The sequence below is a fragment of the Pseudoxanthomonas suwonensis genome (assembly GCF_010093235.1).
In the GTDB taxonomy this organism is placed as follows: domain Bacteria; phylum Pseudomonadota; class Gammaproteobacteria; order Xanthomonadales; family Xanthomonadaceae; genus Pseudoxanthomonas; species Pseudoxanthomonas suwonensis.
Window position 1 is genome coordinate 26,385 of record NZ_PDWP01000020.1, and the last position, 21,778, is coordinate 48,162.

Annotated in this window: 18 protein-coding genes and 1 pseudogene; 6 read left to right on the plus strand and 13 right to left on the minus strand. The window is 70.3% G+C overall.

Annotated elements, in window-relative coordinates; translation table 11 throughout:
- Positions 1–2: 2 nt before the first annotated feature.
- A pseudogene (locus CSC68_RS10840) lies at positions 3–931 on the minus strand (ArsR/SmtB family transcription factor).
- Positions 932–1,053: 122 nt separating this feature from the next.
- Between CSC68_RS10840 and CSC68_RS10845 the strand changes: the two are divergent.
- A complete protein-coding gene (locus CSC68_RS10845) occupies positions 1,054–2,202 on the plus strand; it encodes an acyl-CoA dehydrogenase family protein (protein WP_162203576.1) in 1,149 nt (382 codons plus the stop codon).
- Between the two features lie 128 nt (positions 2,203–2,330).
- Positions 2,331–4,778, plus strand: a complete 2,448-nt coding sequence (gene pbpC, locus CSC68_RS10850; RefSeq protein ID WP_162203577.1) for a penicillin-binding protein 1C — start codon at positions 2,331–2,333, stop codon at positions 4,776–4,778.
- 15 nt (positions 4,779–4,793) lie between these two features.
- Here the strand turns inward: pbpC and CSC68_RS10855 are convergent, their stop codons facing one another.
- Entirely contained in the window at positions 4,794–5,276 is a 483-nt protein-coding gene (locus tag CSC68_RS10855) for a peroxiredoxin (RefSeq protein WP_162203578.1), read from the minus strand.
- Between the two features lie 152 nt (positions 5,277–5,428).
- On the opposite strand from CSC68_RS10855, the gene CSC68_RS10860 reads away from it, so the two are divergent.
- On the plus strand, positions 5,429–5,878 hold the full coding sequence (locus tag CSC68_RS10860; RefSeq protein WP_162203579.1) for an Hsp20/alpha crystallin family protein: 450 nt from the start codon (positions 5,429–5,431) through the stop codon (positions 5,876–5,878).
- A 172-nt stretch (positions 5,879–6,050) separates the two neighbouring features.
- Positions 6,051–6,932: a DnaJ C-terminal domain-containing protein gene (locus CSC68_RS10865; RefSeq protein WP_162203580.1), complete on the plus strand. Its 882-nt coding sequence runs from the start codon at positions 6,051–6,053 to the stop codon at positions 6,930–6,932.
- A 78-nt stretch (positions 6,933–7,010) separates the two neighbouring features.
- On the opposite strand, the gene pilH is transcribed toward CSC68_RS10865, so the two are convergent.
- Complete coding sequence (gene pilH / locus CSC68_RS10870) at positions 7,011–7,394, minus strand: twitching motility response regulator PilH (protein WP_162203581.1); 384 nt, start codon at positions 7,392–7,394, stop codon at positions 7,011–7,013.
- Positions 7,395–7,669: 275 nt separating this feature from the next.
- Here pilH and CSC68_RS10875 point away from each other — a divergent pair, with 275 nt between their 5' ends.
- Complete coding sequence (locus CSC68_RS10875; RefSeq protein ID WP_246193536.1) at positions 7,670–8,437, plus strand: glycoside hydrolase family 16 protein; 768 nt, start codon at positions 7,670–7,672, stop codon at positions 8,435–8,437.
- A gap of 164 nt (positions 8,438–8,601) precedes the next feature.
- Positions 8,602–9,195, plus strand: coding sequence for a hypothetical protein (locus tag CSC68_RS10880; protein WP_162203583.1), 594 nt, complete (start codon positions 8,602–8,604; stop codon positions 9,193–9,195).
- Between the two features lie 63 nt (positions 9,196–9,258).
- Here the strand turns inward: CSC68_RS10880 and CSC68_RS10885 are convergent, their stop codons facing one another.
- From CSC68_RS10885 to purB, 10 genes are all read right to left on the minus strand, one after another.
- Positions 9,259–10,257 carry a YhdH/YhfP family quinone oxidoreductase gene (locus CSC68_RS10885; protein ID WP_162203584.1) on the minus strand — a complete coding sequence of 333 codons (999 nt, stop codon included), beginning with the start codon at positions 10,255–10,257 and terminating at the stop codon, positions 9,259–9,261.
- Between the two features lie 196 nt (positions 10,258–10,453).
- Positions 10,454–11,047, minus strand: a complete 594-nt coding sequence (locus CSC68_RS10890; RefSeq protein WP_162203585.1) for an LOG family protein — start codon at positions 11,045–11,047, stop codon at positions 10,454–10,456.
- 48 nt (positions 11,048–11,095) lie between these two features.
- The gene (locus tag CSC68_RS10895; protein ID WP_162203586.1) at positions 11,096–11,269 is read right to left on the minus strand and encodes an MFS transporter; all 174 of its coding nucleotides are present in this window, start codon (positions 11,267–11,269) and stop codon (positions 11,096–11,098) included.
- Between the two features lie 237 nt (positions 11,270–11,506).
- On the minus strand, positions 11,507–12,943 hold the full coding sequence (gene lpdA, locus CSC68_RS10900; protein WP_162203587.1) for a dihydrolipoyl dehydrogenase: 1,437 nt from the start codon (positions 12,941–12,943) through the stop codon (positions 11,507–11,509).
- 105 nt (positions 12,944–13,048) lie between these two features.
- Positions 13,049–14,254: a dihydrolipoyllysine-residue succinyltransferase gene (gene sucB / locus CSC68_RS10905; RefSeq protein WP_162203588.1), complete on the minus strand. Its 1,206-nt coding sequence runs from the start codon at positions 14,252–14,254 to the stop codon at positions 13,049–13,051.
- Between the two features lie 60 nt (positions 14,255–14,314).
- Positions 14,315–17,146, minus strand: coding sequence for a 2-oxoglutarate dehydrogenase E1 component (locus tag CSC68_RS10910; RefSeq protein WP_162203589.1), 2,832 nt, complete (start codon positions 17,144–17,146; stop codon positions 14,315–14,317).
- A 232-nt stretch (positions 17,147–17,378) separates the two neighbouring features.
- Positions 17,379–18,278 carry a GNAT family N-acetyltransferase gene (locus tag CSC68_RS10915; protein ID WP_162203590.1) on the minus strand — a complete coding sequence of 300 codons (900 nt, stop codon included), beginning with the start codon at positions 18,276–18,278 and terminating at the stop codon, positions 17,379–17,381.
- Positions 18,278–19,594, minus strand: coding sequence for a ribosomal protein uL16 3-hydroxylase (locus CSC68_RS10920; protein ID WP_162203591.1), 1,317 nt, complete (start codon positions 19,592–19,594; stop codon positions 18,278–18,280). The genes CSC68_RS10915 and CSC68_RS10920 overlap by 1 nt, the downstream gene beginning before the upstream one ends.
- Entirely contained in the window at positions 19,591–19,989 is a 399-nt protein-coding gene (locus tag CSC68_RS10925) for a VOC family protein (RefSeq protein WP_162203625.1), read from the minus strand. Before CSC68_RS10925 ends, CSC68_RS10920 begins: the two co-directional genes overlap by 4 nt.
- 164 nt (positions 19,990–20,153) lie before the next feature.
- On the minus strand, positions 20,154–21,521 hold the full coding sequence (gene purB / locus CSC68_RS10930; RefSeq protein WP_162203592.1) for an adenylosuccinate lyase: 1,368 nt from the start codon (positions 21,519–21,521) through the stop codon (positions 20,154–20,156).
- Positions 21,522–21,778: the final 257 nt, after the last annotated feature.

The following is a 21,778-nucleotide window of genomic DNA, read 5'->3' on the forward strand; positions in this document are numbered from 1 at the left end:
TCTCAGGGTTTTTGGGCGATTAGCGAGATCACCTCGAAATGCGGGGGGCGACGTTCGCGGGTCACCGTCTCCAGGCTGGTGACCACCAGCCCGGATTTCTCGGCGAACCGGCGCAGTTCCTTGGCGGTGAAACCGAGGTTGACGTGGCCGTAGGTCTCGACCACCGCCTTGTGTTCGTGGCGCGCCAGGCTGGTCAGCAGCAGGCGGCCACCCTTGCGCAGCACGCGCGCGGCTTCGGCCACCGCCACCGCAGGGCGGTCGGCATAGGTGAGGGCGTGCATCAGCACCACCAGGTCGAAGCTGGCCGGATCGAAGGGCAGGGCGTGCATGTCACCCTCGCGCACCTCGACGTTCTCCAGCCGGCGCAGGCGCTCGCTGGCGGCGGCGACCACGCGGGCGCTGGTGTCGACGCAGACGTAGCGGTGCGAGTGCGGGGCCAGCAGCTCGGCCAGCACGCCGTCGCCGGAGGCGATGTCCAGCACGTCGCCGGTGTGCAGCAGCGGCAGCGCGCTGCGCGCCAGGGCCTCCCAGGTGCGGCGGGGGAGTAGTGGCGCTCCATGCCGCCGGCCACGCTGTCGGCCCGGTTCTGGTCGGCCGCGCGCGCCGCCAGCACCGCCGGCAGGCGTTCGGCGTCCTGGCGCAGCAGCGGATCGTCGCTGCCGGTGCTCAGGGCCTGCCACAATGCGCGCTGCGCCGGGTCCAGCGAGGCATGGTCGAAACGGTAGTAGGCCGACACGCCGGCGCGGCGGTCGCGCACCAGGCCGGCTTCCTTGAGCCTGGCCAGGTGGGTGGACACGCGCGGCTGCGCCAGGCGGGTAATGGCGGAAAGCTCGGCCACCGTGAGTTCTTCCAGTTCCAGCAAGGCCAGCAGGCGTACCCGGGTGGCGTCGGCGAAGACCTTCAGCCGGGTCGACCAGTCCTCCAGATCCATTGAATATCTTCCTATCGCGATATAGCGATATTGTCGGCTCCGGGCCGACGCCGGTCAACCGCATACGCCAGCGAATGGCGTAGTGGTTACAATCGCGACAGACATAGACCGGAGGGGTCCCCGTGGATTTCAGCTTCACCGAAGAACAACTGATGCTGCAGGACGTGGCGCGCCGCATTGCCCAGGAAGTGATCGCGCCGAGCGCCGAGCATTTCGACCGCACCGGCGAGTTCCCCCTGGAGAACATCCGCCTGCTCGGCGAGAACGGCCTGATGGGCATCGAGGTGCCGGCCGAGTACGGCGGCGCCGGCATGGACCCGGTGGCCTACGCGCTGGCCATGATCGAGATCGCCGCCGGTGACGCCGCGCATTCGACGATCATGTCGGTGAACAACTCGCTGTTCTGCACCGGCATCCTCAAGAACGGCAACGAGGAGCAGAAGCAGCTCTACGTGCGCGCCATCGCCGAGGGCCGCGAGATCGGCGCCTTCGCCCTGACCGAGCCGCAGTCCGGCTCCGATGCCTCGAACATGCGCTGCCGCGCCGTGCGCCAGGCCGATGGCACCTACGTCATCAACGGCAAGAAGAGCTGGATCACCTCCGGCCCGGTCGCCCGCTACATCATCCTGTTCGCGGTCACCGACCCGGAGCAGGGCTCGCGCGGCATCACCGCCTTCATGGTCGACACCAGCCGCGAGGGCTTCCACCGCGGCAAGACCGAGCCGAAGCTGGGCATCCGCGCCTCGGCCACCTGCGAGATCGAGTTCGCCGACTACGTGGCACGTCCGGAAGAGGTCGTCGGCGTCGAGGGCCAGGGCTTCAAGATCGCCATGAGCGTGCTGGACGCCGGCCGCATCGGCATCGCCTCGCAGGCCATCGGTATTGCCAGGGCCGCCTACGAGAAGACCATCGAGTACGTGAAGGAGCGCAAGGCCTTCGGCGCGGCGATCGGCACCTTCCAGATGACCCAGGCCAAGATCGCCGACATGAAGTGCAAGCTGGACTCGGCGCTGCTGCTGACCCTGCGCGCGGCCTGGCTCAAGGGCCAGGGCAAGTCGTTCTCGGCCGAGGCCTCGATGGCCAAGCTGGTCGCTTCCGAGGCGGCGATGTGGATCACCCACCAGGCGGTGCAGATCCACGGTGGCATGGGCTATTCGAAGGAAATGCCGCTGGAGCGGTACTTCCGCGACGCCAAGATCACCGAGATCTACGAGGGCACCTCGGAGATCCAGCGCCTGGTCATCGCGCGCAGCGAGACCGGCCTGCGCTGATCCACGGCCAGAGACGCGACACCCAGGGGGGCCGGGCAACCGGCCCCTTTGCTTTGCACGGATGGCCCGCGTGCTTCCGCGCGGCGTCCGGATCGCTTCAAATGGCAGGCCGAGGGGCAGGAAGGACGATGGGGCAGCCCGACGCAAACGCAGCAGCACCGCGCCGTACCGGGCGCGCACTGGCGTGCCTGCGCTGGGGCCTGGCCACCGTGCTCGTCGCCATGCTGGTGCTGGACCTGGCTTGCCCGCCGCCGCTGCCCGGCGCGGACGGCACCGCCACCGTGGTCACCGCCGCCGACGGCACGCCGCTGCCCGCCTTCGCCGACCGCGACGGCGTGTGGCGCCATCCGGCGACGGTGGAGTCGGTTTCGCCGCTGTACCTGGACGCGCTGCTGCCCTACGAGGACCGCTGGTTCCGCCTGCATCCGGGCATCAACCCGGTGGCCCTGCTCCGGGCCGGCTGGCAGTGGCTGCGCAGCGGCCGCATCGTGTCCGGGGGCTCGACCCTCAGCATGCAGGTCGCCCGCATCATCGACGGACACGACACCCGCAGCGGCCTGGGCAAGCTGCGGCAGATGGCGCGCGCGCTGCAGCTGGAGGCGCGGCTGTCCAAGGACCAGATCCTGCAGCTCTACCTGGAGCGGGCGCCGTTCGGCGGTACCATCGAGGGCGTGGAGGCGGCCAGCTGGGCCTACCTGGGCAAGCCGGCCTCGGCACGGTCGCCGGCCGAGGCCGCGCTGCTGGCGGTGCTGCCGCAGGCGCCCAGCCGGCTGCGCCCGGACCGCCATCCGGAAGCCGCGCGGGCGGCACGCGACAAGGTCCTGGCGCGGATGCAGGCGCTGGGGCGCTGGACGCCGCAGCAGGTCGAGGATGCGAAAATCGAGCCGGTGGTCGCGCGCTCCTTGCGGGTGCCGCAGCATGCGGCCCTGCTGGCGCAGCGGCTGCGCCAGCAGCATCCGCGCGCCCGCCGGCTGGTCACCACGGTCGATGCCAACCTGCAGCGCGCCCTGGAGGAGCGGGTGGGGGCGTACTTCGCGTCGCTGCCGCCACGTACCTCGGCCGCGCTGCTGGTGGTGGACAACGCCAGCCTCGCGACCCTGGCCTACATCGGTTCGGCCGCCTTCGGCGACGACCAGCGCCTGGGCCACGTGGACATGGTCCGCGCCTGGCGCTCGCCCGGCTCCACGCTCAAGCCGTTCCTGTACGGCATGGCCCTGGACCAGGGCCTGATCCATTCGGAAAGCCTGCTGGTGGATGCGCCGCAGGACTTCGGCGGCTACCGTCCGGGCAACTTCGGCGAGGCGTTCAATGGTCCGGTCGGCGCCGCGGCGGCGCTGCGGCTGTCGCTCAACGTGCCGGCAGTGGACCTGCTGGATCGGGTCGGGCCGGCGCGCTTCGCCGCGCGCCTGGAGCACGCCGGCCTGCCGTTGCGGTTCCCGCGCGGTACGCGTCCGGGGCTGCCGCTGGTCCTGGGTGGCACCTCGGCGCGGCTGGAGGACCTGGTCGGCGCCTATGTGGCGCTGCAGCGCGGGGGCGTCGCCGGGCAGGTGCGGTACCTGGAGGACGATCCCCTCGTGCAGCGCCGGCTGCTGTCCCCGGGCGCGGCGTGGATCGTGCGCGAGGTCCTGCAGGCGTCGCCCCGGCCGGGCCTCGCCAGCGGTGCCTTCGGCTCGCGAACCCCGCCGGTGGCCTGGAAGACCGGCACCAGCTACGGCTTCCGTGACGCCTGGGCGATCGGCGGCACCCGCCGCTACACCGTCGGCGTGTGGGTCGGGCGTCCGGACGGGACGCCGCTGCCGGGGCAGTACGGCGCGGTCACCGCGCTGCCGCTGCTGCTGGACACCATCGATGGCCTGCCGCACCAGCCCGGCGACGCCGATCCGCTGCCGAGGCCCGCGTCGGTCGATGCGGTGGAGGCGTGCTGGCCGTTGGGGCTGGCCGCCGCCGACACCCCGGCGCCGCTGTGCCAGCGCCGCCTGCGCGCCTGGAGCCTGGATGGCGTGGTGCCGCCGACCTTCCCCGAGCGCCAGGCCCGGTTGTGGAGTCCGGGGCGAGAGCGCTTCCAGGTCGACGCGCGCACCGGCATGCGCCTGTCCGCATCCTGCCGGCTGGAACATCCGGTGCGCGAGGCCGAGATCGCGCGCTGGCCGGCGCTGGTGTCGCCCTGGCTGACCACGGTCCAGCGCCGGGCCTCGACCCTGCCGCCACTGGCGCCGGATTGCGCCGACGATGGCCGCGAGGCGGCCGCGACCCTGCACGTGGACGGCATCGCCGACCGCGCCACCCTCGTGCCCGCGCCCGGCGGCGAGGGGCGGCTGACGCTGCAGGTGCGCGCGCTGGGCACGGACGCGCCGGTGCAGTGGCTGCTGGATGGACGCTGGATCGCGCGTACCGAGGGCGGGCGCCCGTTCCTGTACGACTACGCCGGCGCCGGGGCGGGCAGGCACGTGCTGTCGGCGCTGGCCGACAACGGCGCCTGGGCGCAGGTGCGGTTCCGCGTGGCCGCCACCGGTGGGCGCGGCGGTACCGCGCCGGATGCGGACGGGCCCGGCGCGGGGCAGGGCGCGGGCCACTGAGCCCCCGGCCGGGACTCAGGCCGGCAGGTGCTCCAGCACGTAGTCGGCCGAGGACACCTTGAACTCGCCCGGCGCCTCGACGAACAGCTGGCGGACCACGCCGTTTTCGGCATACAGCGCGAAGCGCTTCGCCCGGATGCCCATGCCGTAGCCGCTGGCGTCCATCTCCATGCCCAGGGCGCGGGTCAGGTCGGCATTGCCGTCGGAGACCAGCTGCAGGCCGTCCGGCGCATCCAGGGTGCGGCCCCAGGCCTGCATCACGAACGGATCGTTGACTGCCATGCAGATCACGTCGACGCCGCGGGCGCGGAAATCGTCGAAGCGCTTGATGAAGCCCGGCAGGTGCTTTTCCGAGCAGGTCGGGGTGAACGCGCCCGGCACGGCGAACAGCACCACCTTGCGTGCCTCGAACAGGGTGGGGGTGTCCACGTTCTCCACGCCTTCGCGGATGCGCTTGAGCACGACTTCGGGGATGGGATCGCCGATCTTGATGGCCATGTGGGGTTCCTTGCGCGGTGCGCGTGCGTTGGCTGAACGCAGTCTAGCCGCTGCCGCGCCTGCCGTCCGTGGAGGGGTGTTGAAAGACCGCGGGGCGCTCCCATCTTGCGGGCATGGCCGCCCGGCGGCCCCGACAAAGGAGAGTGACCGACATGAGCATCGTCCGTTACAACGCCCTCAACAGCCTGCCTGGCCGCAACCTGCAGGAGGAGTTCAAGCAGGTCTTCGAACGCTTCTTCGGCGATACGCTCGCCGACCAGTCCGACGTGGTGACCAGCCAGTGGGCACCGCGGGTGGACATCAGGGAAGAGAGCGACCGCTTCGTCATCCTCGCCGACATCCCGGGCGTGGACCCGAAGGACATCGAGGTGCAGATGGACCGCGGCATGCTCACCCTCAAGGGCGAGCGCGCCAGCGAACAGAAGGAGGAGAACGAGCGCTACACCCGGCGCGAGCGCCAGTGGGGCAGCTTCTACCGCCGCTTCGCCCTGCCGGACAGCGCCGATCCGGATGGCATCACCGCCACCGGCCGCAACGGCGTGCTGCGCATCGACATCCCCAAGCGTCCCGAGACCACGCCGCGCCGCATCGAGGTGAACTGAGCCGCGGACCGGCTGTCCGCCTGCGCGGACGGCCGGAACTGGAAGCGGTGTCGCGTCGCCGCGCGACGGCGCGGTGGCGGCAGGCCTTAGAATCCCGGCCCGTGGCGTTCGCGCCGCGGGCCGTCGTGTTTCCAGCCCCGGGCCATGGCCGGGGCGTCAGCAGGGTATTTGCATGGAGTTCAAGGATTACTACGCGATCCTCGGGGTCGAGCCGGGCGCCGGCGAGGCCGAGATCCGCTCGGCCTATCGCAGGCTGGCGCGCAAGTACCACCCGGACGTGAGCAAGGAGCCCGACGCCGAGGAGAAGTTCAAGGCTGTCGGCGAGGCCTACGAGGCGCTGCGCGACCCGCAGAAGCGGGCGGCCTACGACCAGCTGCGCGCGCGCGGCTACCGCCCCGGCCAGGAGTTCCATCCGCCGCCGGGCGGCTTCGACGGCGCGGGCTTCGACTTCGACGAGATCTTCGGCGACATCGGCGGACGCTCCGGTGGCGGCTTCAGCGACTTCTTCGAAAGCCTGTTCGCGCGCCAGCGCGGCGCCGGCGCGCGCGGTCCCGCCGGTGCGGGAACGCAGCCGCGGGGCGACACCCGGGCCAAGCTGGCGGTGCCGCTGGAAGCGGTCTACCGCGGCGACAGCGTGCGCATCACCCTCAACGGCCGGCAGCTGGACGTTCGCGTTCCCAGGGGCATCCGCGCCGGACAGTCGATCCGCCTGGCCGGCCAGGGCAACGGCGGCGGCAACCTGCTGCTGGAAGTGGAATACCAGGCCCATCCGCAGTTCGAGGTGGACGGCCGCAACATCCTCTATACGCTGCCGCTGCAGCCCTGGCAGGCGGCGCTGGGCACCACCGTCACCGTGCCGACCCTGGGTGGGCCGGTGGAGCTGAGGGTGCCGCCGGATTCGGATTCCGGGCGCAAGCTGCGCCTGCGCGGCCGCGGCTTGCCGGGCGAGCCGCAGGGCGACCAGATCGTCGAGCTGGAGGTGCAGGCGCCGGCGCCGGTAACCGAGGCCCAGCGCAAGGCATACCGCGAACTGGCGCGCGCGTTCGGGGAATGAAGACTTCGCGCCGCGTCGGGGACGCGGCGCCTGTGCGGATGGCGGGCCCGGGCCGGCGGGGCCGGCGCCGGGATGGCCTCAGGCCTGCTGGCCGGCCGGCGTGCCCAGCAGGCGGTTGATGAGCTCCGACAGCTCGGCCTCGGAGAAGGGCTTGGTCAGGTACGCGCGCGCGCCCTGGCGCATGCCCCACATGCGGTCGGTGTCCTGGTCCTTGGTCGTCACCAGGACCACCGGGATGTCGCGGGTCGAAGCCTCGCGCGACAGGGTGCGGGTGGCCTGGAACCCGTTGAGGTTGGGCATGACCACGTCCATCAGGATCAGGTCCGGCAGTTCGGCCTTGGCCACCTCCACGCCCGCGGCGCCGTCCTCGGCGGTGAGCGTCTGGTGGCCAAGCTTCTCGACGATCCTCTGGATGCCGAGCAGCTGCGAAGGCGAATCGTCCACGATCAGAATGCGGGCCATGCGGATTCCCCGTTGTTTTTACCCCTGCCGGCGAGTGTAGACGGTTGCAGGGCGTGGCAGAAGCCGCAAGGGGTCCCGCGTGCCCCAGGCGTGGCCATGGGCCGACCAGCGGCAACCCCGACGGGGGCGCCTGCGCCGGAGGTATGGCTAGAATCGGCCGGGACCGCAGCCGGCGGCCGCCGCCTCGGGGGAAGGGAATGGCAGGGTTCCGCATTCGCGCAGGCGCCGCCTGCATCCTGGCGCTGGGGCTGTCCCTGGCCTGTACATGGCCGTCCATGGCCGCCGCCGGAGGTCCTGGTGGCGCGCCTTGGGTATTCGGCAGCACCCCGGTCTGGCAGGACGAGTTCGACGGCGAGGGCGCGCCGGACCCGGAGCGCTGGAGCCATGACATCGGCGGCCACGGCTGGGGCAACAACGAGCTGCAGTACTACACCGACCAGCTGGCCAATGCCTTCGTCAGCGACGGGCTGCTGACCATCGTCGCCAGGCGGCAGCGCGCCGGGAAGCTGCGCTACACCTCCGCGCGCCTGGTCTCGCGCGGCAAGGGCGATTTCCGCTACGGCCGCATCGAGTTCCGTGCGCGCCTGCCGGTGGCCCGCGGTAGCTGGCCGGCGCTGTGGATGCTGCCCACCGACAACCGTTACGGCGACTGGCCGCGTTCGGGCGAGATCGACGTGATGGAGCACGTAGGCCACGATCGCGGCGTGGTCCACCAGACCGTGCACACCCAGGCCTACAACCACACGAAGCGGACCCAGCGCGCCGCACAGAAGCGGATCGATGACCTGGACGCGAAATTCCACCGCTACCGCGTGGACTGGACCCCGGACTACATCCACGGCTACATCGACGACGAGCGCGTGTTCGAGTTCGCCAACGAGGGCACCGGGCCCGACGCCTGGCCGTTCGACCAGCGCTTCCACCTGCTGATGAACCTGGCGGTGGGCGGCGACTGGGGCGGCGCCCAGGGCGTGGACAAGGACGCGTTCCCGGTGTGGATGGAGGTGGACTACGTCAGGGTCTATCCGCTGCTGGAACACTGAGCGGCGTCCGTTGTCCGGGCGATGCCCGCCCGGCATCGCGCGCAGTCCTGGCGGGGAGATGCCAAGGCTGAAAGGGCAGGCCCGATGGCCTGCGTGTGTGTCACGGGGCCACCGGAGGGGGAACAGTACCCCGGGGGCTGCGGTTCCGTTGGGGAGGACAGCCTATGAAGGGAAGGACCCTGTTTGGCGCCGTGCTGCTTGCGATGGCCATGCTTTGCCTGTCGGGCTGCCTGGCCACCGAGGCGCTGCGCGAGGGATCACGGTGGGAACGCATCGAGTCGGTCCTGGTTTCCGCGGATGGCACCAGCATCGCCATCGTCGGAGCCAAGCACGATTATGTGTTCACCAATGCGTCCGAACTGACCGCGTGCCTGGGGAGCGATCTCCATGGGCTGATGGAAGCCAGCATCTACGACTTCCATGTGGACCGGGAGAACGTCGTCACTGGTTCGCTGGTCCTGAGGATCAAAACGGTCGACGAGATCGCCGAGCCCAAGGCGGTAGCGCTGGGCTTCACCCGGGATTCGCATGAGCGCTGGTCCAGGGAGATCCGCCTGGAGGGAAAGCGCTACAAGCGGAACACCGGCGTTGCCCTGCACGAATCCCAGATGTTGAATCGGAGCTACTCGGTACAGGTCATGGAGGCACGACACCCCGCGCTGATGGCCCTGTCCCCGCTCACCGTGGCGGCCGACGGCGCAATCACGCTGTTCGCGCTCCCGGTCATGTTCCTGGCGTGGGGCATCACAGGGAAATGATTCGAGGGCCGTAGCGCACGGCATCGGGCGCTACGGCATGCCGCATGCCGTAGCCGCGGCGGCTCAGCCGATCCGCACCACCGTGCGGCCCAGGGACTGCCCGGCGAGCATGCGTGCGAACACCTGTGGCAGCCCGTCGAGGGTGACCTCGGCGGTGGCGATGGCGTCCAGCTGCGCGGGCTTCCACTCGTCCGCCAGCAGGGCCCAGATATCGTCGCGGATATCGCGCGCGGTGCCGGCCGAGCCGATGCCCAGCAGCGACACGCCGCGCAGGATGAAGGGCATCACCGTGAGCGCGTCCAGCGCCGGGGTCGCGGCCAGGCCGGCCGCGGCCACGTTGCCGTAGGGCGCCGTCTGCGCCAGCAGGCTGACCAGCATCGGGCCGCCAACATTGTCCAGCCCGCCGCCGAAGCGCACCGACTCGAGCGGACGTTTCGCCTCCAGTGCATCGCGGCCCAGCACCTCGCTCGCGCCCAGCGACCTGAGGTAGCCGGCCTGGTCGGCCTTGCCGCTGATCGCGTGGACCTCGTAGCCGGCCTTGCTGAAGATCGCCACGGCCATCGAGCCCACGCCGCCGGTGGCGCCGGTCACAGCGAGCGGACCCAGTTCCGGGCGCTGGCGGTTCTCGCGCATGCGGTAGAGGGCCAGCGCTGCGGTGAAGCCGGCGGTGCCCAGGATCATGCTCTGGCGCAGGTCCAGGCCACGCGGCAGCGGCACGACCCATTCGGCCGGCAGGCGCGCGTACGCCGAATAGCCGCCGTCTCGGGTCTCGCTGAGGCCGCAGCCGGTGACCAGCACCGGGTCGCCTTCGCGGAACTTCGGATCGGTCGAGGCGACCACGTGGCCGGCCACGTCGATCCCGCCGACCAGCGGGAAGCGGCGCAGGATCTTGCCCTTGCCGGTGCCGGCGAGCGCGTCCTTGTAGTTCACCGAGGACCAGGCGGCCTTGATGACCACCTCGCCCGGGGCCAGGTCGTCGAGCACGACCTGCTCCACGCCGCTGCGGTAACCGGCGTCGTCGTTATGGATGCGGAAGGCTGGGAAGGGGGCGGTCAGCGGCATTTCCATCTCCATCGTCCCGGTGGGTCGGGGAACCAGTCCCGCGGATTCTTGCTGCCTTGCCCCGTGAAAAGCAAAACGGCGCCGGGGAAACCACCATGTCGCTGGTGACGCCGGGCGCGCCGCCACCGCTGCGCCGGGGAAGCGCCAAGGCGCTGGCGACGCCCACGCGCCAGCGGCCCCTGCCGCATGCGCGGCGTCACTTCATTACGCTGCGCCGCTTCTCATCGATCCACTTGCTCGCCTGCGCCGGCTCGTAATCCCGCATCCACGCCAGCATTTCATCGATGTCGCTGCCATGCCACAGGTCCGCGCGCTGGGCCGGGTGCAGGAAGCGCTCCTCGACCATGCGGTCGATCATGCCGATCAGCGGGGCGTAGAAGCCTTCGATGTCCAGGAAGGCGCAGGGCTTGTTGCCGATGCCCAGCTGGCGCCAGGTCAGCATCTCGAAGATCTCCTCCATGGTGCCGAAGCCGCCGGGCAGGGCGACGAAGGCGTCGGAGAGCTCGAACATGCGCATCTTGCGTTCGTGCATGGAGCCCACGATCTCCAGCTCGGTCAGGCCGCGGTGGGCGACCTCCCAGTCGGCCAGCTGCTTGGGGATCACGCCGGTGACCTGGCCGCCGGCGGCCAGCACCGCGTTGGCGACGGTGCCCATCAGGCCGACGTTGCCGCCGCCATAGACCAGGCGCAGGCCTTCCTGGGCGATGCGGTCGCCGAGGGCGATGGCGCGCTCGGCATAGGCGGGCTTGGAGCCGGCATTGGAGCCGCAATAGACACAGATCGAACGCATGGATCAGTTCCGTTGTGGGGAGGGATGCGGAGTCGCGCCTGGCCGGATTCAATCGCTGCCGTGGCCGCGGCGCAGGTAGATCAGGGCGGCCAGCACGAGGAAGGCCACGCCCACGGCGCTGAACGCGGGGCGTCCGCCGTGGATGGCACCGATGATGAAGAGTACGCCGGCGGCGCCGTACAGCGCGGCGGTAACGCGTGGCGGGAGTGCCTTGTTTTCCATCGCTCAGCTCCTCGTCCTGCTGGAACCGGAAAAACGCGAAGCCGGGCAGTCGCCCGGCTTCCGTGCCGCGCCCCCAAGCGGAGCACGGCGTTTTTTTGCCATCGCCACCGGAGGGTGGCCGACGTCGTGCCGCAGCCCCCGCGAGGGGGAAGTCCGCGCCAACGGCGTGGAACGGTGGGATGGCATTGCGCATGCAGGCATCCGCCGCGCGGATGCCTGGATCCACAAGGCGAACCCTCAGTTCGCCTTGTGGATGGCGCGCTTGTCCACCGCCATGGCCGCGTCGTGCACGGCCTCGGACAGGGACGGGTGGGCGTGGCAGATGCGCGCCAGGTCCTCGGCCGAGCCGCTGAACTCCATGGTCAGCACGCCCTCGTGCACCAGCTCGGACACGTTCGGGCCGATCAGGTGCATGCCCAGCACGCGGTCGGTCTCGGCATGGGCGATGACCTTCACGAAGCCGGTCGGCTCGGCCATGGCCACGGCGCGGCCGACGGCGGCGAACGGGAAGGTGCCCGCCTTGTACGGCACGCCCTCGGCCTTGAGCTGCTGCTCGGTCTTGCCGACCCAGGCGATCTCCGGACCGGTGTAGATCACGTAGGGGATGGTGTCGAAGTTGACGTGGCCCGGCAGGCCGGCGATCAGCTCGGCCACGGCGATGCCTTCCTCGAAGCCCTTGTGCGCCAGCATCGGGCCGCGCACGCAGTCGCCGATCGCCCAGACGCCATCGACGCCGGTGTGGCAGTGCTCGTCCACCACGATCTGGCCGCGCTCGTTGACCTGCACGCCGGTGCCTTCGGCCAGCAGGCCCTTGGTGGCGGCGCGGCGGCCCACGGCCACCAGCAGCTTGTCCACGACCAGGGTCTGCTCGCCCTTGTCGTCGGCGAAGGTGATGGTGACTTCCTTCTTCTTGCCCTTGCCGGTGACCTCGGCCTTGGAGACCTTGGCGCCCAGCTTGATGTCCAGGCCCTGCTTCTTGAACTCGCGCGCGGCCAGCTTGGCGACCTCGGCGTCGGCGGCCGGCAGGAACTCCGGCATCGCCTCGAGGATGGTGACCTCGGCGCCCAGGCGCTTCCACACGCTGCCCAGCTCCAGGCCGATCACGCCGGCGCCGATCACGGCCAGGCGCTTCGGGACCTCGGTGAAGTCCAGCGCGCCGACGTTGTCGACGATGTTCTCGCCGTCGAACTTCGCGAACGGCAGTTCGATCGAATCCGAACCGGCGGCGATGATGACGTTGGTGCCCTTGAGCTCGACCTCCGAACCGTCGTGCTGCTTCACCTTGACCACGTTGCCGGCCTGCAGCTGGCCGAAGCCGTAGTAGGTGGCGACCTTGTTGGCCTTGAACAGCATGGCGATGCCGCCGGTGAACTGCTTCACGATGCCGTCCTTGCGGGCGATCATCTTCTCCACGTCGATCGCCGCATCCTTGAAGCTGATGCCGTGCTGGTCGAACTTGTGCAGCATGTTCTCGTACTGGTGCGACGAGTCCAGCAGCGCCTTGGAAGGGATGCAGCCCACGCGCAGGCAGGTGCCGCCCAGGGCCGGCTTGCCGTCCTTGCCCAGCGCGGCGTCGATGCAGGCGGTCTTCAGGCCCAGCTGCGCGGCGCGGATCGCGGCGTGGTAGCCGGCCGGGCCGGCACCGATGACGACGACGTCGAACTGTTCGCTCATTTCATTCGCTCTGTGATTCGGGATTGGTGATTAGTGATTCGAAAAGCGGGAGGCGGCGCGCAGCGGCGCCGCCGGTCCCGAATCCCGAATCCCGACTCTCGGCTCTTACAGACCGAACAGCATGCGGTTCGGGTTCTCGAGCTGGTTCTTGATGTCGACCAGGAACTGCACCGCGTCCTTGCCGTCGATGATGCGGTGGTCGTAGGACAGGGCGATGTACATCATCGGCGCGATCACGACCTGGCCGTTCTCGGCGATCGGGCGCTCCTTGATCGCGTGCATGCCCAGGATCGCGCTCTGCGGCGGATTGACGATCGGGGTCGACATCAGCGAACCGAAGGTGCCGCCGTTGGTGATGGTGAAGGTGCCGCCCTGGAGGTCGTCCAGGCCCAGCTTGCCCTCGCGCGCCTTCTTCGCGTACTCGGCGATGCCCTGCTCGATGTCGGCGAAGCCCATGCGCTCCACGTTGCGCAGGACCGGGGTGACCAGGCCCTTGTCGGTGGACACGGCGATCGAGATGTCCGAGTAGCCGTGGTAGATGATGTCGTCGCCGTCGACCGAGGCGTTGATGATCGGGAAGCGCTGCAGGGCGTTGGCGGCGGCCTTCACGAAGAAGCTCATGAAGCCCAGCTTGATGCCGTGGGTCTTCTGGAAGTCCTCGCCCAGCTGCTTGCGCGCGGCCGAGACCTTGGCCAGGTTGACCTCGTTGAACGAGGTCAGCATGGCGATGGAGTCCTTGGACTGCATCAGGCGCTCGGCGATGCGCTTGCGGATGCGGGTCATCGGCACGCGCTCTTCCGGGCGCGCGCCGCCGGCCTTGCCGGCGCCGCCGGTGCGGGCGTAGTTGAGGATGTCTTCCTTGGTCACCGCGCCACGGCGACCGGTGCCCTCGACCTGCGAGGCATCGACGCCTTCGCGGATCGCGGTGGCACGGGCGCCCGGGGGCAGCTCGGCGCCGCCGGCCTTGGCGGCCGGGGCCGGAGCAGCCGCCTTGGCCGGAGCCTCGGCCTTCGGGGCCTCGGCCTTGGGCTCTTCCGCCTTCTTCCCTTCCGCCGGGGCGGCCTCGGCCACCGCGCCTTCCTCGATGATCGCCAGCACCTGCTGGCTGGTCACGGTGTCGCCCTCGGAGAACTTGATCTCCTTCAGCACGCCGTCTACCGGCGAGGGGACTTCGAGCACGACCTTGTCGGTCTCCAGGTCCACCAGGTTCTCGTCGCGCTTGACCGAGTCACCGGCCTTCTTGTGCCAGCTGGCGATAGTGGCGTCGGAGACGGATTCGGGGAGGACCGGAACTTTGACTTCGGTGGCCATGGGGCGTCCTTGGGGCGTATGTCGGTAGGGCGGAAAGGCGGTGTTTTCTCGTGCCGTCGCTTATTCGGCGACGACCTGGCTGCCGGGCGGGTTGACCAGCGCGTCGGCGACCAGCTGCTGCTGCTCGGCCACATGGTCGGCGAAGTGGCCGACGGCGGGCGAGGGCGAGCGGCTGCGGCCGGCGTAGCTGAGCGCCTGGCCCTTGGCCAGGCACGCCTGCAGGTGGTGCTTGATCTGGTACCAGGCGCCCTGGTTCTGCGGTTCTTCCTGGCACCAGATGACGTCGGTGGCCTTGGTGTACTTCTGCTGCAGTTCGGCCGACAGCAGGGCGCGCGGGAACGGGTAGAGCTGCTCGACGCGGATGATGGCCACGTCGTCCTGGCCGCGCTTCTGCGCGTCCTCCAGCAGGTCGTAGTAGACCTTGCCCGAGCACAGCACCACGCGCTTGACCTTCTTCGGGTCGGCGGAGGCGTCCGGGATCAGGTGCTGGAACTCGCCGTTGGCCAGCTCGTCCAGGGTCGACACGGCCAGCTTGTGGCGCAGCAGCGACTTCGGCGACATGACCACCAGCGGCTTGCGGGTGGCCATCTTCATCTGCCGGCGCAGCATGTGGAAGCACTGGGCCGGGGTGGTCGGCACGCAGACCAGCATGTTCTCCAGCGCGCACAGCTGCAGGAAGCGCTCCAGGCGCGCGGAGCTGTGCTCCGGGCCCTGGCCTTCGTAGCCGTGCGGCAGCAGCAGGGTCAGGCCGGAGATGCGGCCCCACTTGGCCTCGCCGGCGGCGATGAACTGGTCGATCACGACCTGCGCGCCGTTGGCGAAGTCGCCGAACTGGGCTTCCCAGATGTCCAGGGTGTTCGGGTCGGTGGTGGAGAAGCCGTACTCGAACGCCATCACCGCCTCTTCGCTCAGCAGCGAGTCGATGATGGTGCAGCGCTCCGGGCTGTCGACCAGCTGGCGCAGCGGCAGGTAGTAGCTGTCGGTCTTCTGCTCGTGCAGGATCGCGTGGCGGTGGAAGAAGGTGCCGCGGCCGGCGTCCTGGCCGACCAGGCGCAGGCCATGGCCTTCGGCCAGCAGGGTGGCGTAGGCCAGGTTCTCGGCGAAGCCCCAGTCGCCCGGCAGCTCGCCGGCGCTCATCTTCGCGCGGTCCTCGTAGATCTTGGCCACGCGCGGATGCAGCGACACGCCCTGCGGGATGGTGTTGATCAGCTTGGCCAGCTGCTGCAGCGTGCCCTTCTTGACCCGGGTGTCGACCGGGTCGGAGAGCTTGCCCGACAGGTACCTGGACCAGTCGATGGTCAGCTCGTAGTCCTCGGGCTTGGACGGCGCCAGCTCGGTGGTGACCTCGCCGGCGTCGAGCTTGTTGCGGTAGCCGTCGACCAGCGCCTTGCCCTCGTCGGCGGCGATCACGCCGGCCTTCTCCAGCCTGCCGGCATACAGCTCGCGGGTGGTCGGGTGCTTGCGGATGGTCTGGTACATCACCGGCTGGGTCGCCGCCGGCTCGTCGGCCTCGTTGTGGCCGTGGCGGCGGTAGCAGACCAGGTCGATGACCACGTCCTTCTTGAACTTCTGGCGGAACTCGTAGGCCAGCTTGGCCACGAACACCACCGCTTCCGGGTCGTCGCCGTTCACGTGGAACACCGGGGCGCCGACCATCTTGGCCACGTCGGTGCAGTACAGGGTGGAACGGGCGTCTTCCTTGTTGCTGGTGGTGAAGCCGACCTGGTTGTTGACCACCACGTGCACGGTGCCGCCGACGGCGAAGCCGCGCGCCTGCGACATCTGGAACAGCTCCATCACCACGCCCTGGCCGGCGAAGGCCGCGTCGCCGTGGATCAGGATCGGCAGGACCTTGGAGCGCTCGGTGTCGCCGCGACGCTCCTGGCGCGAACGCGCGGAACCGGCGACCACCGGGTCGACGATCTCAAGGTGCGAGGGGTTGAAGGCCAGGGCCAGGTGGACCGGGTCGCCCGGGGTGGCGATGTCGGCCGAGAAGCCCATGTGGTACTTCACGTCGCCGGCGTGGGCCAGGGCGTCGTGCTCGAACTTGCCCTCGAACTCGTCGAACAGCTTGCGCGGGTTCTTGCCGAGGGTGTTGACCAGGACGTTCAGGCGGCCGCGGTGGGCCATGCCGATGACGATGTCCTTGACCTTGTCCACGCCGGACTGGCAGATCACGGTGTCAAGCAGCGGGATCAGCGATTCGCCGCCTTCCAGCGAGAAGCGCTTCTGGCCGACGTACTTGGTGTGCAGGTAGCGCTCCAGGCCCTCGGCGGCGGTCAGCCGTTCCAGCACGCGCTTGCGGGTCTCGGCGCTGAGGTTGTAGTCGCCGCCGGCCAGCTCCAGGCGCTGGTACAGCCACTGGCGCTGCTCGACCTCGGCCATGTGCATGAATTCGGCGCCGATCGAGCCGGTGTAGGTCGCCTTCAGGCGCGCCAGCAGGTCGCGCAGCTTCATCCGCGGCTGGCCGGCCAGGCCGCCGGTGCTGAACTCGGCGTCCAGGTCGCGCTCGGACAGGCTGTGGAACTCAAGGCCCAGGTCCGGCGGGTTCATCGGCGGGGTCAGGCCCAGCGGATCGAGCTTCGCGCCGAGGTGGCCGCGCGAGCGGTAGGCGGTGATCAGGCGGCCGACGTTGCGCTCGCGCTCGTCACCGGCGCCCTGCGCGGCAGGCGCGGCATTGGCGGCGTTGCGCGCGGCTTCGGCCACGTGGGCGATGACCGCCGAGTGCGGCACGTCTCCGGCTTCGCGTCCCTTGAACCCGTCGAAGTAGGCCTTCCACTTCGGGTCCACGCTGTCGGGGGAGACCAGGTACTGCTCGTACAGGTCCTCGATGAAGGCGGCATTGCTGCCGAGCTGCGAAGACTGCGCAAACTGCTTGAGTAGGTTGTCCACGATATGTCGCGTCTGGAGGAAGGGCGGTCGCGCCGCCGACCCCGGGACTGGCCCTTGGCCGGCCCGGAAAGCCGCAAAAGTATAACCCCCATTCAGCCGCGGGGGGCCTTAGCCAAAGGGCGCATTAACCTGACGGCGGCACCTGTCGAGGTGCGGTTCACCTTCGGCGCGGCCAAGCATCGCCAATGGAACGCAACGGTGTGATGAGGACACCCGCGCCGCACCGGCGCGATCAGCCCAGGGCGCGCAGCTCGGTGCAGGGCCGCGAGCGCGTCCACACCGGTTCGAAGGCCTGGGCCAGGCGGCGCGCCGCCGGCCGGTCCTCGATCCCGCCTTCGCCCTCGAAGCGCTGGCCCAGCGGGCGGAACAGGGCGCCGCCGGTGTCGTTGAAGGCGTAGGCGGACGGGTAGCGGCCGTCGACCGGATCGTCGGTCTGGCGGAGCTCGAACACGCTGGGCAGGCGCTGGGCCAGGGCCAGCAGGGGCGCATCCTCGCGCTGCGGTGTGGCCGCGTCCTGCAGGAGGATCCTCACCTGGCAGCGACCGCGGCGGGTGGCGAAGCGGCGGATGGCGTCGACCACGTCGCGACGGTCCAGCAGCCCGGGGTCGAGTGCCCGGCTGTAGATGGACAGTCCACGACGGGCATGGCCGGCCAGCGCCACCAGCACCGCTGCGGCGGCTTCTGCGTCCTCCACCGGGCTGGAGCCGGGCAGGCGCCGGACCATCAGCCGGTGGTCGATCCCGGCCTCGCTGAATACCGGCCCGCAGGGCACGAATCCGGCGCGGGCGTAGAACGGCAGGGCATGCAGCTGGGCGTGAAGGCTCACCTCGGGCCAGCCCCGGGCGCGGGCATGGGCCACCAGCGCCTCGAGCAGGGCCTCGCCGATGCCGCGGCCGCGGTAGGCCTCGAGCACCGCCATGCGCCCGATCCGCCGGTCCGGGGTCAGCCGCGCCGTGCCGACGGGCGTGCCGTCGGCGGTCCGGGCCAGCACGTGGGCGCTGACCGGATCCAGCGCATCGCGCTCCAGTTCCGCCGGTACGCCCTGGCCTTCGACGAATACCGTCGTGCGCACGGCATGCACGTCGGCATGCTCGCGGGCGTAGTCGGCCAGGGCGACGGCGGCAGGTGCCATCAGGCTTCGACCTCGTCCTCGCCGGCGTCGTCGCCGGCACCGCTGTCCAGTCCGTAGTGCCCGGCCTGGTACAGGGCGAAGCCGGCGTCGCGCGCGGCGGGGGACAGGGCCTGCCAGGTGGCCAGGTCCAGCACCGTGGCGTCGGCCAGGCGGCGGGCGTCGGCCTGCGGCACCACCAGGGTGCGGCCGCTGCAGTACAGGCTGGCGTCGCGGCCGTCGTGGCGACGGCGCCAGGCCAGGCGCGAGGCCGGGTGGCGGTGCAGGGCGCCGCCCTGGGCCAGTACTTCCTCCAAGCCCTCGCGCGGCAGCTCGTGGCCGGAGGGCATCACGTCGCCGGCCGCGCGATAGGTGGTGATGAAGCGGCCGAACCAGTCGCCCAGCCGGTCCGGGTCGTTCATGCGGATGGCGTTGAGCGCCTCGACCACGCGGTTCATGGCCGACACGTCGATCTCGTTGGGATCGGCCGGCAAGGCCAGGTCCTCGTCGTGGTAGCGGATCGCCTCGTCGGCATCCAGCAGCACCTCGTCCAGCCAGTCGCCCATCAGCTCGGCGGCCGACGGGGCGCGCATGCCGACCGAGAAGGTCAGGCACGGATCCTCGGCCACGCCGTGGTGCGGCACCAGCGGCGGCAGGTAGAGCATGTCGCCCGGGGCCAGCACCCAGTCATGGGTCGGGTTGAACTGGCGCAGCAGCTTGATCGCCGCGTCCTCGCGGAAGGACAGGTCCGGCGCCGGGCGGCCCATCGCCGCCGAGGCGTCGATCATCCAGCGCCGGTGGCCATGGGCCTGCAGCAGGAACACGTCGTAGTGGTCGACGTGTGCGCCGACCGAGCCGCCGGTGGCGGCGAAGCTGATCATGACGTCGTCGATGCGCCAGCGCGGCAGGAAGCGGAAGTGCTCCAGCAGCGCGGCCACGTCCGGGTCCCACTTGTCCACGTCCTGGACCAGCAGGGTCCAGTCATGGTCGGGCATGCCGGGGAAGTCCTCTTCCTGGAACGGGCCGTGGCGCACGTCCCAGGCGTCACTGGCACGGTCGTGGCTGATCAGGCGCGCCAGCACGCCTTCCTCGCAGGCCAGGCCGGCCAGGTCCTCGGGCATCACCGGGGTCTGGTAGCCGGGGAAGGCGTTGCGGATCAACAGGGGGCGCTTGTGCCAGTAGTCGCGCAGGAACGCCTGCGGCGACATGCCCAGCGGCTGGTTGCGGCTGGCGTCGACCTCGAAGGGCAGGGCGCGGGCGCGCGGGGCCGCCTTGGCGGACGTTGCGGACTTCTTGGTCTGGGCGGTCTTGCTGGGTTTCGTGGGGCGCTTGGAGGTCATGGGGCGATCTCGTCGTAGCCGCGGCCGAGGAACTGGAGCAGGCACCAGCCGTGCCCGAACGGGTCGGCCAGCCGTGCGATGCGCCCCCACGAGGCTTCGCGCACCTGGCCTTCGGCGCGGGCGCCGGCAGCGAGGGCGCGGGCCAGGGCCGCGTCCAGGTCATCGACCACGACATCCAGATGGAGTGGGGTCCAGTGTCGGTCGTAGTCGCGCCGCGCATCACCGGCGGCGATGGAGCCGGCCGGCTTGCGCAGCAGGTAGATGGGAGCCTGCGCGCCGAGCATCTCGATCCCGTCGTCGCCGAAGCGGCGCGCCGGCGACAGCCCGAAGGCATCCCGGTAGAAGGCTTCGGCGCGGGCCAGGTCGTCGACGTCGATGTTGATCAGCAGGTGCATGGCGTCGACTTTGCGGTGCGGGTGGGACGCCGCAGCGCGGGCGCGGTCGGGCAGTTGCGACGCGCGCAGGATATCGCAGGGAACCAGGCATGCCTTGAGCAGGGTCAAGCCACTGGCGTGCCCGGAAACGAGACCGGCCCGCATGCGGGGGCCGGTCCGGTGGGTCAGATCGCGCGGGCCAGGCGTTCGGCCAGGCCGGTGTAGCCGGCCGGGGTCAGCGCGGCCAGGCGGGCGCGGGCGTCCTCAGGCAGGTCCAGCGAGGCGATGAAGGCGCGCATGGACTTGGCGGTGATGCCCTGGCCGCGGGTCAGGGCCTTGAGCTGCTCGTACGGGTTGGGCAGGCCGTGGCGGCGCATCACCGTCTGCACGGCCTCGGCCAGCACTTCCCAGGCCGCGTCGAGGTCGGCGTCCAGGCGCTGCGGGTTCACTTCCAGCTTGCCCAGGCCCTTGGCCAGCGAATCCAGGGCCACCTGGGTGTGGCCGAAGGCAGTGCCCAGGGCGCGCAGCACGGTGGAGTCGGTGAGGTCGCGCTGCCAGCGGCTGATCGGCAGCTTGGCGGAGAAGTGCTCGAACAGGGCGTTGGCGATGCCGAAGTTGCCCTCGGCGTTCTCGAAGTCGATCGGGTTGACCTTGTGCGGCATGGTCGAGGAGCCGATCTCGCCTTCCTTGAGCTTCTGCTTGAAGTAGCCCAGCGAAATGTAGCCCCAGATGTCGCGGGCCAGGTCGACCAGCACGGTGTTGGCGCGGCGCACCGCGTCGCCCAGTTCGGCGACGTTGTCGTGCGGCTCGATCTGGGTGGTGTAGGGATTGAACGGCAGGCCCAGTGATTCGACGAAGCGCTGCGCGAACGCAGGCCAGTCCACGTCCGGGTAGCTGATCGTGTGGGCGTTGTAGTTGCCGACCGCGCCGTTGATCTTGCCGCTCAGCTCGACCGCGGCGATCTGCCGGCGCTGCCGCTCCAGGCGCGCGACCACGTTGGCGACTTCCTTGCCCAGGGTGGTGGGCGAGGCGGTCTGGCCGTGGGTGCGCGACAGCATCGGCTGGGCGGCCTGCTCGTGGGCCAGCCTGCGCAGGCTGGCGGTGACGCCGTCCAGCGCCGGCAGCAGCACCTCGTCGCGGGCCTGGCGCAGCATCAGCGCGTAGGACAGGTTGTTGATGTCCTCGCTGGTGCAGGCGAAGTGCACGAATTCCAGCGCCGGGCCGAGCTCGGCATCGTCGCGCAGCTGCTCCTTGATGAAGTACTCCACCGCCTTGACGTCGTGGTTGGTGGTGCGCTCGATCTCCTTGACCCGAGCGGCATGGGCGACCGAGAAGCCGCTCGCGAGGTCGCGCAGGCGCTGGCGTGCGCCATCGGAGAACGCCGGCAGCTCGACGATGCCCGGCTCGGCGGCCAGGGCCAGCAGCCACTCGATCTCCACCCGCACGCGGGCGCGGATCAGGCCGTACTCGGAGAAGATCGGGCGCAGGGCGTCGACCTTGCCGGCATAGCGGCCGTCGAGCGGGGACAGGGCGAGCAGGGCGGAATCCGTCATTGGAGGGCGGCTGGCTGGGAAACAGGGCCGCATAGTTTAAGGCGTGCACGCGGGGCGTGCCGGGCGGGGCGCCTGGCGCGTCGCCACGCGCCGTTGGTCCTGCCGCATCAGCCTGCAATGGAGTGGCGGGTTGGTCGAGGCCAGGCGGGCAGCCGGCGGGCTCCGGGGGGAGCCGCGGCAGTGCGGGGGCATGGGGCATCGCGCGGCTCCGCGTCCTGCTCCAACGCGCGACCGCGGCACATCCATGTGCCGCTTGC